The organism is Martinezella sp. CNPSo 3795, assembly GCF_057784475.1.
The window spans coordinates 780,574-797,135 of sequence record NZ_JBXSOQ010000001.1 but is presented as its reverse complement, the minus strand read 5'-3'; the positions used below and the strand labels follow the sequence as shown (position 1 = coordinate 797,135).

Annotated in this window: 17 protein-coding genes and 1 riboswitch; of the genes, 10 read left to right on the top strand and 7 right to left on the bottom strand. The window is 59.9% G+C overall.

The features are described from left to right. Positions 1-549: 549 nt before the first annotated feature. From AC13QY_RS03700 to AC13QY_RS03670, 7 genes are all read left to right on the top strand, one after another. Positions 550-1,293, top strand: a complete 744-nt coding sequence (locus tag AC13QY_RS03700; protein WP_113354430.1) for a hypothetical protein — start codon at positions 550-552, stop codon at positions 1,291-1,293. 131 nt (positions 1,294-1,424) lie between these two features. Beyond that, positions 1,425-1,557: riboswitch (TPP riboswitch) on the top strand. 91 nt (positions 1,558-1,648) lie between these two features. Next, positions 1,649-3,475 (top strand): phosphomethylpyrimidine synthase ThiC, encoded by a 1,827-nt coding sequence (gene thiC, locus AC13QY_RS03695; RefSeq protein ID WP_113354429.1) that lies wholly within the window; start codon positions 1,649-1,651, stop codon positions 3,473-3,475. A gap of 1 nt (position 3,476) precedes the next feature. After that, positions 3,477-4,454, top strand: a complete 978-nt coding sequence (gene thiO, locus AC13QY_RS03690) for a glycine oxidase ThiO (RefSeq protein ID WP_113354428.1) — start codon at positions 3,477-3,479, stop codon at positions 4,452-4,454. Then, positions 4,445-4,642 carry a sulfur carrier protein ThiS gene (thiS, locus tag AC13QY_RS03685; RefSeq protein WP_113354427.1) on the top strand — a complete coding sequence of 66 codons (198 nt, stop codon included), beginning with the start codon at positions 4,445-4,447 and terminating at the stop codon, positions 4,640-4,642. Before thiO ends, thiS begins: the two co-directional genes overlap by 10 nt. Positions 4,643-4,645: 3 nt before the next feature. Then, positions 4,646-5,419: a thiazole synthase gene (locus tag AC13QY_RS03680; RefSeq protein WP_113354426.1), complete on the top strand. Its 774-nt coding sequence runs from the start codon at positions 4,646-4,648 to the stop codon at positions 5,417-5,419. Next, a complete protein-coding gene (locus AC13QY_RS03675; RefSeq protein WP_113354425.1) occupies positions 5,416-6,027 on the top strand; it encodes a thiamine phosphate synthase in 612 nt (203 codons plus the stop codon). The genes AC13QY_RS03680 and AC13QY_RS03675 overlap by 4 nt, the downstream gene beginning before the upstream one ends. 159 nt (positions 6,028-6,186) lie before the next feature. Further along, positions 6,187-6,531 carry a hypothetical protein gene (locus AC13QY_RS03670; RefSeq protein ID WP_113231059.1) on the top strand — a complete coding sequence of 115 codons (345 nt, stop codon included), beginning with the start codon at positions 6,187-6,189 and terminating at the stop codon, positions 6,529-6,531. A 100-nt stretch (positions 6,532-6,631) separates the two neighbouring features. Here the strand turns inward: AC13QY_RS03670 and AC13QY_RS03665 are convergent, their stop codons facing one another. Then, complete coding sequence (locus tag AC13QY_RS03665) at positions 6,632-7,492, bottom strand: urea carboxylase-associated family protein (protein ID WP_113354424.1); 861 nt, start codon at positions 7,490-7,492, stop codon at positions 6,632-6,634. Between the two features lie 126 nt (positions 7,493-7,618). Between AC13QY_RS03665 and AC13QY_RS03660 the strand changes: the two genes are divergently transcribed. After that, on the top strand, positions 7,619-8,488 hold the full coding sequence (locus AC13QY_RS03660; RefSeq protein ID WP_113354423.1) for a LysR substrate-binding domain-containing protein: 870 nt from the start codon (positions 7,619-7,621) through the stop codon (positions 8,486-8,488). Positions 8,489-8,533: 45 nt separating this feature from the next. On the opposite strand, the gene vapC is transcribed toward AC13QY_RS03660, so the two are convergent. The 4 genes from vapC to AC13QY_RS03640 form a co-directional block, all read right to left on the bottom strand. After that, positions 8,534-8,932, bottom strand: a complete 399-nt coding sequence (gene vapC / locus AC13QY_RS03655; protein WP_113354422.1) for a type II toxin-antitoxin system tRNA(fMet)-specific endonuclease VapC — start codon at positions 8,930-8,932, stop codon at positions 8,534-8,536. Next, positions 8,932-9,165: a type II toxin-antitoxin system VapB family antitoxin gene (gene vapB, locus AC13QY_RS03650; protein WP_113354421.1), complete on the bottom strand. Its 234-nt coding sequence runs from the start codon at positions 9,163-9,165 to the stop codon at positions 8,932-8,934. The genes vapC and vapB overlap by 1 nt, the downstream gene beginning before the upstream one ends. A gap of 150 nt (positions 9,166-9,315) precedes the next feature. Next, on the bottom strand, positions 9,316-10,320 hold the full coding sequence (locus AC13QY_RS03645; protein WP_113354420.1) for a LacI family DNA-binding transcriptional regulator: 1,005 nt from the start codon (positions 10,318-10,320) through the stop codon (positions 9,316-9,318). A 69-nt stretch (positions 10,321-10,389) separates the two neighbouring features. After that, positions 10,390-11,274, bottom strand: coding sequence for a LysR family transcriptional regulator (locus tag AC13QY_RS03640; RefSeq protein WP_113354419.1), 885 nt, complete (start codon positions 11,272-11,274; stop codon positions 10,390-10,392). Between the two features lie 60 nt (positions 11,275-11,334). Between AC13QY_RS03640 and AC13QY_RS03635 the strand changes: the two genes are divergently transcribed. Beyond that, on the top strand, positions 11,335-11,586 hold the full coding sequence (locus tag AC13QY_RS03635; RefSeq protein WP_113354418.1) for a 4-oxalocrotonate tautomerase: 252 nt from the start codon (positions 11,335-11,337) through the stop codon (positions 11,584-11,586). A 45-nt stretch (positions 11,587-11,631) separates the two neighbouring features. Here AC13QY_RS03635 and AC13QY_RS03630 read toward each other — a convergent pair whose 3' ends face one another. Then, on the bottom strand, positions 11,632-11,898 hold the full coding sequence (locus tag AC13QY_RS03630; RefSeq protein ID WP_145634092.1) for a hypothetical protein: 267 nt from the start codon (positions 11,896-11,898) through the stop codon (positions 11,632-11,634). Positions 11,899-12,029: 131 nt separating this feature from the next. Further along, positions 12,030-12,491 carry an Lrp/AsnC family transcriptional regulator gene (locus AC13QY_RS03625; protein ID WP_015342703.1) on the bottom strand — a complete coding sequence of 154 codons (462 nt, stop codon included), beginning with the start codon at positions 12,489-12,491 and terminating at the stop codon, positions 12,030-12,032. A 185-nt stretch (positions 12,492-12,676) separates the two neighbouring features. On the opposite strand from AC13QY_RS03625, the gene putA reads away from it, so the two are divergent. Further along, positions 12,677-16,381 carry a trifunctional transcriptional regulator/proline dehydrogenase/L-glutamate gamma-semialdehyde dehydrogenase gene (gene putA / locus AC13QY_RS03620; RefSeq protein ID WP_145634089.1) on the top strand — a complete coding sequence of 1,235 codons (3,705 nt, stop codon included), beginning with the start codon at positions 12,677-12,679 and terminating at the stop codon, positions 16,379-16,381. The last annotated feature ends 181 nt before the right edge of the window (positions 16,382-16,562 follow it).

Sequence of the window (16,562 nt, the reverse complement as noted above, 5' to 3'; positions counted from 1 at the left end):
CACTGCCCTGGGGATCGGTTTGGTCTAAACACGACCGGGCAGCCCGGCAAATACGCACCTGATGTTGGCTTGAGTCCCCTCGAACCTTCATGATTACCCCCGCGGCAAAAGGTTTTGAAATGCCTCTACCGATCCGACCGATTGCTCGACCGTAAGACAACTTATGTCCTGTATTGGATTTACAAACAGCCCGTATGTTTGTCAATTATATGAAGGGCGCTGGGGCGTTAGTCTTGGCCTCTGTTGCTTAAATGCAACTGGCGACCGCAGGCCATGGCGGCACCGGCAGAGATCGCAAAGATGTCCCTGTTCACGAGAACGCCTGCCAGTCAGGGCCGTCACCGCATTTAAGGCCACCGCGATGTCGGCGGTCGATGACGACCATGGCTGCCCAATCTGGTTATGATATGGCCATCGGGAATTCCACGGCACAATGACCGGTCGGTTTGAGCAAAGATCAGCAATGAAATTCAATAATTCGCTACACACAGAAATATTGAATTTTCCTAGATTCCGGCGACTCGCGCCATCGGAGAGGGAAAATCGCGAATGAATGAGAACCGGCTGATCTTCATAGCGACCCCCTGCTTCGGCGGCCTCGTTACCAAGGACTACATGCAGTCCATTTTCTCACTGATGCAGACGGGAGCGCAGGCGGGCATACAGCTGACGCTGGCTCTGCTCGGCAATGACGCCCTGATTACCCGCAGCCGAAACACGCTTGTCTCGTCCTTCCTGAACGATACGACGGCGACCCATATGCTCTTCATCGACGCCGACATCAGCTTCGAGCCCGATCAGGTCATGAGGCTTCTGGAAGCCGATAAGGATGTGGTCGCCGCCATGTATCCGATCAAGGATTATGATTGGCAGACGGCGGCCCGTATCAATTCAGCAGACGGCGAAACACTTGCGGCAGCCGCACTTCACTATGTCGGCACGCCACTTGTCGGCCAGGTTGCAGAGCGTGATGGCGATTTCGTCAGCGCCATCTATGCAGGTACGGGCATGCTTTTGATCAAGCGCAACGTTATAGAAAGAATGATCGCGGCCTATCCGGAGCTGCGCTACAACGCAATCCACGCCTATCCCAGCACCAAACGCTCGCCCAGCACCCAATACGCCCTGTTTGAATGCATGGTCGAGGAGGGAACGGGGATCTATCTCAGCGAGGACTTCGCCTTCTGTCACCGCTGGCGCGCCCTCGGCGGCAAGATCTGGCTCGATACCGCGAGTAAGCTGTCCCATACCGGCCCCCATCGCTTCGTCGGCAATACCACACCACGTTACTAAGGCGCGACAAGTCCGCACGATGATCTGCGCGATAAAGTTGCAATTCGACGGGCGCGGCAATGGTCAATCTCCCGGAAAATGCGACCGCCGCTGCGGGGTTGACAGAGGACAAGAGTAAGGCATAGCCTTTTGACATTCACCAGGGGGGTCCCGGCAAGGGGCTGAGATACTGCTGAACAATACGGCTATGCCGGTTGTGGGCGCAGTGACCCGTTGAACCTGATCCAGTTCATACTGGCGTAGGGACGGTGCAAGCGCTCGAGGCTTCGGATTCCCGCCTGGATTCCATGCCGGCGTCTTTTCATCATTCCGGCTGATTGACTGGGTCTCCAACTGCAACTTGGAGCCTCACACCATGAACATTGCCGCAAAAAACCTCACTCCGACCGTCACCACCGGCCCGCTGCCGGCCTCTCGAAAAATCCATATCACCGGGGATATCCATGCCGATATCCGTGTGCCGATGCGCGAAATCAGCGTCCATCCGACATCGGGCGAGCCGCCAGTTATCGTCTACGATTCGTCCGGCCCCTATACTGTCGAAGGTGCAGATATCCGCATCGAAGAGGGCCTGCCGCAGCTGCGCCGCGATTGGGTTCTCGCCCGTGGCGATGTCGAGGCTTATGAAGGCCGCCATGTGCGTCCCGAAGACAACGGCTTCGTCACCGGCGAACGGCTGACACCGGAATTTCCGGCCAAGCGCCAGCCACTGCGCGCCAAGGATGGCAAGGCCGTCACTCAGCTCGCCTATGCGCGTGCCGGCATCATCACCCCGGAAATGGAATTTATCGCCATCCGCGAAAATCTCGGCCGTAAGGCGAAGGCAGAAGCCTTGATCCGCGATGGCGAGAGCTTCGGCGCGCATATTCCCGATCACGTCACGCCTGAATTCGTTCGCCAGGAAGTTGCGAGCGGCCGAGCGATCATTCCGGCCAACATCAATCATCCCGAAAGCGAGCCGATGATCATCGGCCGGAATTTCCTGGTGAAGATCAACGCCAATATCGGCAATTCCGCACTCACCTCCTCCATGGCGGAGGAAGTCGAGAAGATGGTCTGGGCAGCACGCTGGGGTGCCGATACCGTCATGGATCTTTCGACCGGCCGCAACATTCACAATATCCGCGAATGGATCATCCGCAATTCGCCGCTGCCGATCGGCACGGTGCCGCTCTATCAGGCTCTGGAAAAAGTCGGCGGCATCGCGGAGGAACTGACCTGGGAGATCTATCGCGACACGCTGATCGAGCAGGCCGAACAGGGCGTCGACTATTTCACCATCCATGCCGGCGTGCGGCTGCACTACATCCCGCTCACCGTCAACCGCGTCACCGGCATTGTCTCGCGCGGCGGCTCGATCATGGCCAAGTGGTGTCTCCATCACCACAAGGAGAGCTTCCTCTACGAGCATTTCGAGGAAATCTGCGACATCTGCCGCGCCTATGACGTCTCCTTCTCGCTCGGCGACGGCTTGCGGCCCGGTTCGATCGCCGATGCCAACGATGCCGCGCAGTTTGCCGAGCTCGAAACGCTCGGCGAACTGACGAAGATCGCCTGGGCCAAAGATTGCCAGGTGATGATCGAAGGCCCCGGCCATGTGCCGATGCACAAGATCAAGGAGAACATGGATAAGCAGCTCGCCGTCTGCGGCGAGGCACCCTTCTACACGCTCGGACCGCTGACGACGGATATCGCACCGGGATACGATCACATCACCTCGGGCATCGGCGCTGCGATGATCGGCTGGTTTGGCACGGCGATGCTGTGCTACGTCACGCCGAAGGAGCATCTCGGCCTGCCCGACCGCAACGACGTCAAGACCGGCGTCATCACCTACAAGATCGCCGCGCATGCGGCCGACCTCGCCAAGGGTCATCCGGCCGCTCAGGTCCGCGACGACGCATTGTCGCGTGCGAGATTCGAGTTCCGCTGGGAGGACCAGTTCAACCTGTCGCTCGATCCGGATACCGCCCGCAGCTTCCACGACGAAACCTTGCCGAAGGAGGCTCACAAGGTCGCGCATTTCTGCTCGATGTGCGGCCCGAAATTCTGCTCGATGCGGATTTCGCACGACATTCGCGCGGAGGCACAGAAGGAAGGGCTGGAAGCGATGGCGGCGAAATATCGGGAGGGCGGCGATCTCTATATGCCGGTCGAAGCCCCTACCCAGCCGGCCGAGTGACATGCGCATCCTCATCAAAGGGGCCGGCGTTGCCGGCCTCACGGTCGCTCACGAGCTGATCCGGCGCGGAGCAGAGGTCACGATCTCGGATCCAAGCCGGAATTTTCATCGCGCCGCCTCCTGGCTTGCCGGCGGCATGCTGGCGCCATGGTGCGAGCGGGAAAGCGCTGATGAGGCTGTGCTCGAGCGCGGTCGTGATTCCGCCGATCGATGGGACGCGATTCTGCCGGGCAAGGTCGTCCGCAACGGAACGCTCGTCGTCGCGCCGAACCGCGATCAAAACGAGCTGAAGCGATTCGCCAGCCGCACGACAGGCCATCGCTGGGTGGGCGAAGACGAAATCGCCGCTCTTGAGCCTTCGCTTGCCGGCCGGTTCCGCCTGGGCCTGTTCTTTCCGCAGGAGGCGCATCTCGATCCCCGCGAGATCCTGCGATCATTGAAGGACGATCTATCTGCAAAAGGCGTCACCTTTGTCGACGGGCACCTGGATGATGATAGGTTCTCCGACATCGTCGACTGTACAGGGGCTGCCAGCATCGGCAGCATCCGCGATTTGCGCGGCGTGCGCGGCGAAATGCTCTATCTGCAAAGCGACGAGATCTCGCTTTCGCGCCCCGTCCGCCTGCTGCATCCGCGTTTTCCCGTCTATATCGTGCCGCGCGGCAACGGCCTGTTCATGGTCGGCGCGACGATGATCGAGACCGATTTCAAAGGGCCGATCAGCGCCCGTTCGCTGATGGAACTCCTGAATGCAGCCTATGCGCTGCACCCGGCCTTTGCCGAAGCCGCCGTGATCGAAACAGACGCCGGCATCCGACCTGCCTTTCCTGACAATCTTCCCCGCGTAACGCGCGAGGGAGGCACCGTCTTCGTCAACGGCCTTTATCGTCACGGCTTCTTGCTGGCGCCGGCGATGGCCGAGAAAGCCGCCGATCTCGTCTTTTCCGGACACAACGAAAGGAGTCGCCAATGCGCCTGATCATCAACGGCGAAGCGCAGATTGTCGAAGTCACCACGCTCTCGCAGCTTCTCACTGCGCTCGAATATGAGGGGGAATGGCTGGCAACCGCCGTCAACGGCGAGCTCATCCATAGCGACGAGCGCGATGACCATACCCTGACCGACGACGACAGGATCGAAATCCTCACTCCCATGCAAGGAGGTTGACCCGTGCTTGAACTCTATGGAACCCAAATCGCATCGCGCCTTCTTCTCGGCACGGCGCGCTATCCCTCTCCGGTCGTACTGGCGGAAGCCGTCAAACGTTCCCAAACCGAGATCGTCACCGTGTCGCTGCGCAGGGAAACGGCAGGCGGGCGCAACGGCGGTGCATTCTTCGAGATGATTCGCGAACTCGGCGTTCGTGTCCTTCCCAATACCGCCGGCTGCCACGGCGTCTCCGAGGTGGTCCTGACCGCGAAAATGGCACGCGAGGTTTTTCGGACCAACTGGATCAAGCTCGAGGTGATCGGCAACCACGATACATTGCAGCCAGACGTCTTCGCGCTGGTGGAAGCGGCAAAAATCCTCACCGACGAGGGGTTCGAGGTCTTTCCCTATACGACGGACGATCTTGTCGTGGCCGAGCGGCTGCTGGAAGCCGGATGCAAGGTGCTGATGCCCTGGTGCGCGCCAATCGGAACGGCGGCGGGACCGCTCAACCTCTCGGCCCTGCGATCGATGCGGGCACATTTTCCCGAGGTACCGCTGATCGTGGACGCCGGCATCGGTAGGCCGTCGCATGCAGCGACCGTCATGGAACTTGGCTTCGATGCCGTGCTGCTGAATACAGCGGTTGCCGGCGCCGGCGATCCGGCCGCGATGGCGGAAGCCTTCGCCAAGGCCATCGATGCCGGCAGGCAGGCATTTGGCGCCGGGATGCTGGAGCCGCGCGACATGGCCGTGCCATCGACACCCGTCATCGGCAAGGCGGTGTTCTCATGAAGCTTGATCCGTTCTACCTCATTGTCGATAGCGCCGCCTGGATACAGAGGCTGGTGCCGCTCGGCATCAGACTGGTGCAGTTGCGCATCAAGGATCGCCCAACCTCCGACGTTCGCGCGGAAATTCGCCAATCGAAGGCAATCTGTGCCGCGCATGGATGCCAGCTGATCATCAATGATTATTGGCAGCTCGCGACCGAGGAGCGCTGCGATTTCATCCATCTCGGCCAGGAGGATCTCGCTTACGCCGATCTCTCCGCCATACGGAATGCCGGATTGAAGCTGGGGCTTTCGACGCATGATGAGGCGGAATTGGAGACGGCACTTGCTGCCGAACCCGATTATATAGCGCTTGGACCGATCTATCCGACCGTCCTCAAGGCCATGCCCTGGGCGCCCCAGGGCCTTGAGCGGATCGGCGAGTGGAAGGCTCGCATCGGCGATCGGCCGCTTGTCGCAATCGGGGGCCTGACGGTCGAGCGTCTTGCGGGCGTATTTGAGCACGGCGCCGATGTCGCGGCAGTCGTGACAGATATTACTCGCAATCCAGACCCCGAATCGCGGACGCTCGAATGGCTGAACGCGACGCGGCGGCTGCCTCCAAATTGACAAGTTCGCGCCTCAGAGCCCGTGGGAGGGGTTATTTTCAGCCGCTTTGCCCGATGAACGGGCCATTCATTGAATATTCAGCTGAACATAATCATGCTGAAGACGTTAATTAGATGACTCGCGCATTCGCTGAGCACAAAGACTGCTTTGGAGGTGGTCATGATAAAGAAGACGGTTCTTACGGTTTTGCTGGCCGCTACGGTCGTAGGCGGCGCATTGGCGCCCGTCAGCAGCGCACAGGCACAGTATTACGACGGCCATCGCGGCGACTGGCGCGGCCATGATGATTGGCGTCGCCATCACCACCATGGCAATGGCGGCGCGATCGCCGGCGGTGTTGCTGCCGGTCTCCTCGGCGGACTGATCGTCGGCGGCGCCCTTGCCAATAGAGGCCCGGTTTACGAAGTCGCCCCGCCGCCGCCAAGATGCTGGTACGAGGATCGCCGCGTCCAGAACGAGTATGACTATGGCTGGCATTACGAGCGCATTCGCGTTTGTAACTAAGCGGTCAACGATGCATCGTCCTGAATGGGCGCATCGTTTGATGGATGATTTGGATTTGCCGGCGGCCAAGACCGCCGGCAAACTGTTTTAGGCCGGCAAATTACAGTCCGTGCGTCCTCGGATAGGCATTGCGCTCCGGGAATATTCGCCCGACGAGGCTTTCGGGCTTGGGCCGCCAGATTTCGACCAGCAATGGATAGCAGGGCACCGTATCGCTCGAATGTTCGCTGCCGCAGTCACCGCCAGGGCATGCTGAGAGAGCGCCAAGCAGATCGATTTCCGCGAAGAACTCGATGAAGTCGCCCGGCCGCACGGGGCTCGCCTTCATGAAATACTGATGGGTGTCACGCGTAAAGCCCGTACACATGAAGACATTCAGCACGTCGTGAACGTGAAACTCCGCCTCCTGGACAGAGATGTCCATTTCCTTGGCGAGCGCGCGTGACAGGTTCGAATGGCAGCAATGGTGATAGTCGTCGCCCTTCAGCAGCCGGTTCGTATAGGGATCGCAGCGCGTGCCGATGACGTCATGAACGCCTGCCCCGTCCGCGTCCCAGCCATACCAGCCAAGCGTATCATGCGTGATCGTCGCCATGGGGCGCAGATAGGGCAACGTGCTCCACAGGCGATCGCCGAGACCGACATGGGTGGCATGCAACGCTCGCGTCTTGCCGCTGAAGAAACGCTCGGAAAGATCGGCGGCATTCCACAGATTGAGATCGCCGACCTGCGCTCCCTCCACGCTGACGATCCGAAAGAAATGTCCCTTCGGCACGCGAAAACTGCCGCCCTCGCGCGGGGGGACGACGATTTCGGCCATCTTGGTCATGGTTTGCCGCGCCGATCGCAGCGCATCCATGTCAGCGGGCGGTAGCGTGCCGTTCGGATAGACGACGACAGGTGGCTTGCCACGCCGCTCTTCGGCATCGCCGGGCGCGGGCATATCGAAAATACTGTTCATGGCGGCTTTCATTCCTCACCGATCTGACAGGAAGACATTCGTTTTGGCATCACTCTACGAATACAAGGCGCCTGCGCAACAGCGATTATCCTTGCGCTTTGACCAAGTTTTACTTAGCCTTATCCGATGCAACATGTCCCGCTTGCCTCCCTTCGCGCCTTCGAGGCGGCCATTCGCCATGAGAGTTTTGCCAAGGCGGCGGCTGAACTCAATCTCACGGCTGCGGGTGTCAGCCAGCATGTGCGCGCCCTCGAGGAATGGCTTGGCATCAAGCTGTTTACGCGACATGCCCGTGGCGTCACTGCGACCATGGCCGGCCGCAGTTTCGGGGCAGCGGTGGCAAACGGTCTTCGACATATTGATATCGCCGCCCGGCAGCTGCGGCTTGCCGGCAACAATCGGCCGGTCAGCGTGGCCTGCATCGCTTCCGTCGCCACCCGTTGGCTGATACCGCGATTGCAGGCATTCAAGAAGGAATACCCTGAAATTCAGATCAATATCGTCTACGCGCTTGATGCGAGGACGCCGGAGGAGGCAAGCGTCGATCTTCTGATTCGTCACGGACCAAGACCTTCGACGCATGCCATCTCCCTATTGCCCGCCGAAACGCGGCCAACCTGTTCGAGAGAATATGAGCGCCGTCACGGACCGATCAGGACGCCAGCCGATCTCCTTAATGTCGACCTCCTGCACGATGAAACGACGGCCGTCTGGACACGCTGGTTCACCCTTGAAGGCATCCACCAGCCTCCTAAACCCGGACCGATCTTTGCCGATTTCGGCTTGATGATCGGATCCGTCATCGGCGGGCAAGGTGTGGGCCTCTGCCCAACGGCCTTGATTGCAGAAGAATTGGGCAATGGAACGCTGGTTGCCCTGTTCGATACGGCGTTGGATACCGATAAGTCCTATTGGCTGATCGAAGCCGACCATCTTTCCGACGATGCGGAAACGTTTCGCGACTGGCTGATTGCTGCCAGTGCCGCAATCGCTTAGGCACCAAGCTGGACTGCTCGAGCCCGACGCCGACGATCACGACCGCTAGACCCAGTTTTCCACCCGAATGCCAGGCATGCGGATGAATTCCTTCATGTTGTTCGTCACCACGATCAACCCCTCGCTGCGGGCATGGGCTCCGATCTGCATGTCATGCGGGCCGCATGGAGTCCCTGCGCGCTCCAACTCGGCTCGCACTTGTCCGTAATGTGCAGCCGCCTTGTCGCCGAACGACAGAACCTCCAGCCGAGCCACGAAATGCTCGACGGCAGTCAAGTTTTCCGCGCGCCGAGTCGACTTCTCCGCACCATAATACAACTCGCCAAGGGTTATGCTCGATATGCAAAGCTGCTCCGCCAGCGCGTTGAATTTTTCCCTCACGGCAGGCGGATAGGTCTTCATCACATAAATGCAAATATTCGTATCGAGCATGTAGGTCAGCATCAGAAGGACTCGCGTTCTTCCACCGCTGGCTGTTCGCGCTCGTCCAGAAAGTCGTCACTGACACGGGGGCCATGAAGGAAGAGATCATCCCATCGTTTACCTTGCGGCACGATCACGCGGCTGCGACCGATCTTCAGGATATCGACCTGATGTACGTCCTCAGGGAATGCTACGGCCTTGGGCAGACGCACAGCCTGGCTTCGATTGCTGGTGAATACAGTCGAACTCGTCATGTTCGGCTCCTGATTTTGGGATATGCAATTGGGATATACTTAATTCCACAGGCTTGAAAAATCAAGACTCCGCTCCTCTAGGCGCCTATGCGGTTTAAAGCAAACAAGCGCCGGTTGGCGCGAGATATCTGAGCCGACGCACCAATGTCTTCAGAGGCTTTCAGGAGTAATGGTTAGAAACCGCACCGGTTCGAGATCCACGTCGGTATCAATCAGGCCCAGCCGCTTCAGTGTCAGATCGATGGCACGCCGAGCCTGAACCTCCGGAGCCTGATCGAGAACGATCGTCATTAGCCCCTCCTTGAGATAGGTGCGCGTCGCGTCGGACAATTCGTGCCCGACCCAGAAGACCGACTGCTGACGATATCGGCGCAGAACCGTCGCAATCGCGGCATTGTCGCCGCCGGCGCTATAAAGGCCGACAATGTCGGGATATCGGGCGAAGGCACTCGTCAGCAGCTCGATCGTTTTCATTTCATCATCCTCATCGAACATGACTTCGACGAAGCGATGCAATGGGGTCGCGTGATCAAGCAGATAGCTGGAAAAACCACGAATACGTGCCTTGTGGTTCTCGTAAGCACCACTGTGGCAGAGCGCGACGAAAGTGCCTGAGATGCCAGCCTGCATGCGCGCCATGTAGAAAGCAGCGGTGCGACCGGCCGCTTCGTTGTCGATGCCGACGTAAGGCAGCTCCAGCGCTGGCCGCGTCATGATCTGCACGACAGGAATGCCGCCGCTGGCAGCCTTGCGGATGCTGCCGACAACATCGGGATGATCGGGCGCGACGACGATCAAGGCGGAACGCCGCGCCTGCGGATTGGCGATATGACGTGAAAAATCGGCAGGATCGTCTTCCCTGGCGAAAGTGCGCTGGATCTGGATATCCTTATCGAGCAAGGCGGCGATGCGCTCGAAAGCGCGATTGAGCCTTGAGTAGAAATAGGTCTCAGGACGGAGCAGCACGACTTCGATGCGCACCAGACCATGCCTAGTGCCGGCGAGCGGCATACGGTAGCCGAGCCGCTTTGCAGCGATGAATACCTTTTCCGCCGTCTCCGGCAACACATTGCCGCGGCCGTTGAGTGCACGCTCGACGGTGGCTGCTCCCACACCCGCGGCCGCCGCCACATCCTTCAACGTAATCTTGGCCACGCGTCCCTCACTTGCCCCCGATGATCAGATTTGATCATGGATCCGTGGCGGATGAAAGAGGTGAAAATGTCAACCGAAGCGAGCGACGAGAAAATCGATAACGCTGCGCAGCATGGCCGTCGGGCGCCGGTCCGGTGCATAGACAAGGTGCATGGGTGTCGGCTGGTACGACCAGAGGGGCAGAACCGGCTCAAGCCGGCCTGCATCAAGATCGGCTGCCAGAAGCAGTTCCGGCTGCAGCACAATGCCGGCTCCATGCAGAGCGGCAACGCGCAGAGCACCGCCCTGATTGGTGGTGAACCTGCCCTTGATGGCGATCTCGCGCGTTTCCCCATCCGGGCCGACGAGATGCCAGCGCCCCTGTAGACGCCAGTAGGAATGGCCGAGACACATATGATTGGCAAGGTCCTCAGGGCTTTGCGGCCTGCCACGGCGATCCAGATAATCCGGCGATGCTGCGAGAACACGCCGATAGGGTTTTAACGGACGCGCCACGAGATTGGTGTCCGTCAGATCGCCGATATGGATGCCGAGTTCGTAGCCTTCGCCGATCAGATCATGCGGATTATTGTCGAGCGCCAGATCGACGCTGACCTCCAGATTCTCATGCAGATAGTCGACGAGTGCCGGCACGAGGCTTTGCGTCCCGAAACTGACGGGTGCGACGAGCCGCAGGCGCCCGCGCGGCGCCGATTGCAGTTCGGAGGCCGATTGCTCGGCTAGCTCCACCTCCGCCAGCACCGTCTTGCAGCGCTCGTAATAGAGCCTGCCGACCTCGGTCAGCTGATGACGGCGCGTCGTGCGGTGAAGCAGGCGTGCGCCAAGCCGCTGTTCGATCGTCCTGATATGCTTGGCGACCATGGCTGGCGACACCCGGCTTATGTCGGCAGCGGCGGCAAAGCTGCCCTGTTCGACCACTCTGACGAACATCGCCATGCCGGCCAACTTGTCCATGATTGCATACCTATAGGTTCGGAATGAAGCAAATAAGAGCGTATTTATCGCCAGCTGGTTTTGCAAGATAGTCCGCGGTGCCTGACATCAGGCAGAACCTATTCAATGATCTATCAAGGAGTTGCCATGCCAATCCTCCGCTTGGAAATGCATCCCGGCCGCACACAAGACCAGAAGCGCGCTTTCGTTCGCGAAGCGACCAGGGCCGCTGTGGAAACCCTCGCTTGCCCGCCGGAATCGGTGGAAATCATCGTCACGGAGATATCGAAAGAATCCTGGGCCACGGCGGGCAAACTGAAATCGGATAGCTGAACGACCTGATTTCACGATCGAAGCCTGGCGGTCCTTATGCGACCGTCAGGCCACATCCGGCGTGAGGCTCTGCCGCCCCCAGCCTTCGGCCCAATCCATCAGACGTACCATTTCCTGCTTGAGAGCATGAGAACGAATGATGTCGGCGGCGTGGTTCGCGTTGGTGCGCGGATTGTAGAATGCGTCGATCTCTTCGCCGCTTTCCCGCCTTGCCGCCTCCAGGCGGAGCTTTATTTCCTCGACTTCTGCCTTCACCGCAAAGTACCGCTTCATGACCTCGACAAGGTCTCGGTCGCCTGCACTGGTCTCCATGCCTACTCCATCCTACTTATTTTAGCGCCTTGCAATGATCCGATTCGAATGGCGAAATCTAGGTCATTGTTTAGCCGGCAAGATGAATAGAGCGGCGACCCCTCGCCCGGCTGATGGAGCAGGAAGCGGAATTACGACCAGTTTTCCTTGACAGATTGCATCACCACATTGGTCGACGTGCTTGCCACGAAAGGCAGGCTGGAAATTTTTTCGCCGAGAACAATGCGGTAGCGGCGAATGTCGGACGTCCGGACCTTCAGGAGATAATCGAAGCGGCCAGCGATCATGTGGCACTCTTCGATTTCCTTGATTTTCTTGATGGCATTGTTGAAGCTCAGCAAGGCCTCCTCACGGGTATCCGTGAGTTTCACTTCGGCAAAAGCAACGTGATCGAGGCCAAGCTTGATCGGATTGAGGATGGCCTTGAAGCCGTCGATATAGCCGGAATCGATCAGCTTCTTGAGCCGTGCCTGACAGGGAGTCTTGGAAAGACCGACCCGCTCTGAAAGCTCCGTGATCGACATGCGGCCATCCTCGACTAGGGCGTCGAGGATCTTTTGGTCGAACTGGTCAATTTCACTGGATTTGGTCATTTTCGCAGGCATTCCTATTTGAAATAAGCGCTATTGAAGTTCAATATGACTGGAAAGCCGCAGTTTCAAGGCGGAACGCTTTTCTGCAATGAAGTATGTTCTCGTCGAAGCAATGGGACAGCTGGGCGTGGCAATATCGCTGACCTCAGCTCAAACCATTAGGCCCCTTGCACCTTGAGGTTATCATGACTGTCTCTGCCAAGCTCGCAACTGAAGAACCAGCTCCAGACGCTGCCCCATTTTCGCATTTCGCGCCGCCCATTCGCGAGCAGAGCCCGCTTCGCCAGGCGATCACTGCCGCCTACAGACGCTCCGAGACCGAATGCCTGCCGTTCCTTGTCGAAGCGGCGACCCTGCCGGACACGACGCGCGAAGCGGCAAAGAAGACGGCCAGGAAACTGATCGAAGCGCTACGCGCCAAACACAAGGGAGACGGCGTCGAGGGGCTGGTGCAGGAATATTCCCTCTCCAGCCAGGAAGGCGTCGCGCTGATGTGCCTTGCCGAGGCGCTGTTGCGCATTCCCGACACGGCGACGCGCGATGCGCTGATCCGCGACAAGATCGCCGGCGGCGACTGGAAGTCGCATATCGGCGGCGGCCGCTCGATGTTCGTCAATGCCGCGACCTGGGGACTGGTCGTCACCGGTAAGCTGACATCGACAGTCAACGAAGGCGGGCTTTCCGCCGCACTGACAAAGCTGATCGCCCGCGCCGGCGAGCCCGTCATCCGCCGCGGCGTCGACATGGCCATGCGCATGATGGGCGAACAATTCGTCACCGGCGAGACGATCGATGAAGCATTGAAGCGCGCCCGCGCGCTCGAAGCAAAGGGCTTCCGCTATTCCTACGACATGCTTGGCGAAGCCGCGACGACGCATACCGATGCCGAGCGCTACTATCGCGACTACGAAAACGCCATCCATGCGATCGGCAAGGCCTCGGCTGGCCGCGGCATCTATGAAGGCCCCGGTATCTCCATCAAGCTCTCCGCGCTGCACCCGCGCTATTCGCGCTCGCAGGCCGACAGGGTGATGGGTGAGCTTCTGCCGAAGGTGAAGGCGCTGGCGCTGCTTGCCAAGGGCTACAACATCGGCCTGAACATCGATGCCGAAGAGGCAGACCGTCTCGAACTCTCGCTCGACCTTCTGGAAGAACTGTGCCTCGATCCGGATCTGTCCGGCTGGGATGGTATTGGCTTCGTCGTGCAGGCATACGGCAAGCGCTGCCCCTTCGTCCTCGATTTCATCATCGATCTTGCCCGTCGCTCCAGGCATCGCCTGATGGTTCGCCTCGTCAAGGGCGCCTATTGGGACGCGGAGATCAAGCGCGCGCAGCTCGACGGCCTGGAAGGCTTTCCGGTCTATACACGCAAGATCTATACAGACGTCTCCTACATCGCCTGCGCCAAGAAGCTCCTGGCCGCGACCGACGTAGTGTTCCCGCAATTTGCCACCCACAACGCCCAAAGCCTGGCGACCATCTACCATATGGCCGGGGACGACTTTGCTATCGGCAAATACGAGTTCCAGTGCCTGCACGGCATGGGCGAGCCGCTCTACGAAGAGGTGGTCGGCGCCGAAAATCTCAATCGCCCCTGCCGGATCTACGCGCCGGTCGGCACACATGAGACGCTGCTTGCCTATCTCGTCCGCCGCCTGCTCGAGAACGGCGCCAATTCCTCCTTCGTCAACAAGATCGCCGACCCAGCCGTGCCCGTTTCCGAGCTGATTGCCGATCCCGTCGAGATCGTGCGCGGCATGACCGTGGTCGGCGCACAGCACGACAAGATCGTTCTCCCGGCCGATCTGTTCGGTAGCGCGCGACGGAATTCCGCCGGCGTCGATCTGTCGAATGAAGCGGCGCTAACCGATCTCTCCGCGCAGCTGCAAGCCTCGGCAGCCAGGAACTGGATCGCCAAGCCGCTTCTCGCCGACGCCTCCGAACGCGGCGTGGCTCGCGCCGTCCTCAACCCCGCCGATCATGGCGATGTCGTCGGCCACGTCACCGAGCTTGAGCCGCAGGATGCAGCCGACGTCATGCGGTTTGCCGCCGCGGCAGCCGAAGGTTGGGCCGCGGTGAACCCTGCTGAGCGGGCCACCATTCTTGAACGTGCTGCCGATCTCATGCAGAGCGAGATGCCTGTTCTCGTCGGGCTGACCATCCGCGAAGCCGGAAAATCGGCTGCGAACGCGGTCGGTGAAATCCGTGAAGCTATCGACTTCCTTCGCTATTATGCTGCGCAGGCACGTCAAGTACTGAAGCCGGAGAGCGTGCCCCTCGGCCCCGTCGTCTGCATCAGCCCATGGAACTTCCCATTGGCGATCTTTACCGGCCAGATCGCGGCCGCACTGGTCGCCGGCAATCCGGTCGTCGCCAAACCCGCCGGCAATACGCCGCTGATCGCAGCCCAAGGCGTCCGCATCCTGCATGAGGCGGGCATTCCGCGCGATGTTCTGCAATTTGTCCCGGGCGGGGGGCAAATGGGTGCCGCCCTCGTCGACGCTTCGGAAACCGCCGGCGTCATGTTCACCGGTTCCACGGAAGTTGCCCGCCTGATCCAGGCTCAGCTGGCCGAACGGCTTTCCAAATTCGGTAAGCCGATTCCGTTAATTGCCGAAACCGGCGGGCAGAACGGCATGATCGTCGACTCCTCGGCCCTTGCCGAACAGGTCGTCGGCGATGTCATCGCCTCGGCCTTCGACAGCGCCGGCCAGCGCTGCTCGGCCCTGCGCATCCTCTGCCTGCAGGAAGAAGTCGCCGATCGCACGCTAGCAATGCTGCGCGGCGCTCTTCGCGAACTCTCGGTCGGCAGGACCGATCGGCTCGCCGTCGATATCGGCCCCGTCATCGACGACAACGCCAAGCGCCGCATCGACGAGCATATCGAACGCATGCGCAAGCTTGGGTGCAATGTCGAACAGCTCGACCTTCCCGAAAGCGCCGAGAAAGGCACGTTCGTTGCTCCCACAATCATCGAGCTGAAGAAGCTGAGCGATCTGAAGCGCGAAGTCTTTGGTCCCGTTCTTCATATCATGCGCTATCAACGCAAGAACCTGGACAAGCTGATCGCCGATATCAATGCCTCCGGCTACGGCCTGACCTTCGGCCTGCACACCCGGCTTGACGATACGATCGCCCATGTCACGGAGCGCGTCCGTGCCGGCAATCTCTACGTCAACCGCAATACCATCGGCGCTGTCGTCGGCGTCCAGCCCTTTGGTGGACGTGGCCTTTCCGGCACGGGGCCGAAAGCCGGCGGCCCAATGTACCTGCGCCGCCTTGTCGCCTCCCCGACCGAACCGTTGCGCGATGCCTCCGTGCAGGCCGATCCGGCTGCACAGCAGTTCATCGCCTGGCTCGAAAGCAAGGGCACTGGGAATGCGGCCAAACAGGCTCGTGTCGTCGCCGCCCAGTCGTCGCTCGGCTTCAATACCGAACTGCAAGGCCCGGTTGGCGAGCTGAACCTCTATGCGCTGCATCCGCGAGGGAGAATTCTGCTCGCTCCGCAGACAGCACTTGGTCTGCATGTCCAAATCGCCGCAGGCCTTGCGACAGGCAATTCAATCGTCATCGATGCTGCATCGGGCCTGCAGGGCGAGCTTCATGGCTTGCCTGCGCAGGTCGCAAACCGCATCTCCTGGACAAAGGACTGGACAGCGGATGGACCGTTTGCCGGCGCTCTCATCGAAGGTGATGCTGCACGCGTCCAGCAGGCGATCAAGACAATCGCGGCTATCCCCGGCCCGCTGGTTCTCACACAGGCAGCGTCGAGCGAGGACATTGCCAAGAACCCCGACGCCTATTGCCTCAACTGGCTGCTCGAGGAAATAACGACGTCGATCAACACCGCGGCGGCCGGTGGCAATGCCAGCCTGATGACAATCGGCTAAAGCTGACAGCGATCTAGAACTTAAGCGGCGGTCGGGACCCGCAGGGTCTCAGCCGCCGCTTCGTTTTCATGGCGCACATTCTGCAGTAACCTGCAAATTCGCTGCGGCCCTCATCCAGCTTCCGGGCCTCCTTCTCTCCTGCACAGAAATTTTTGAGAAAAGCTTTTCTCATATTGACTCT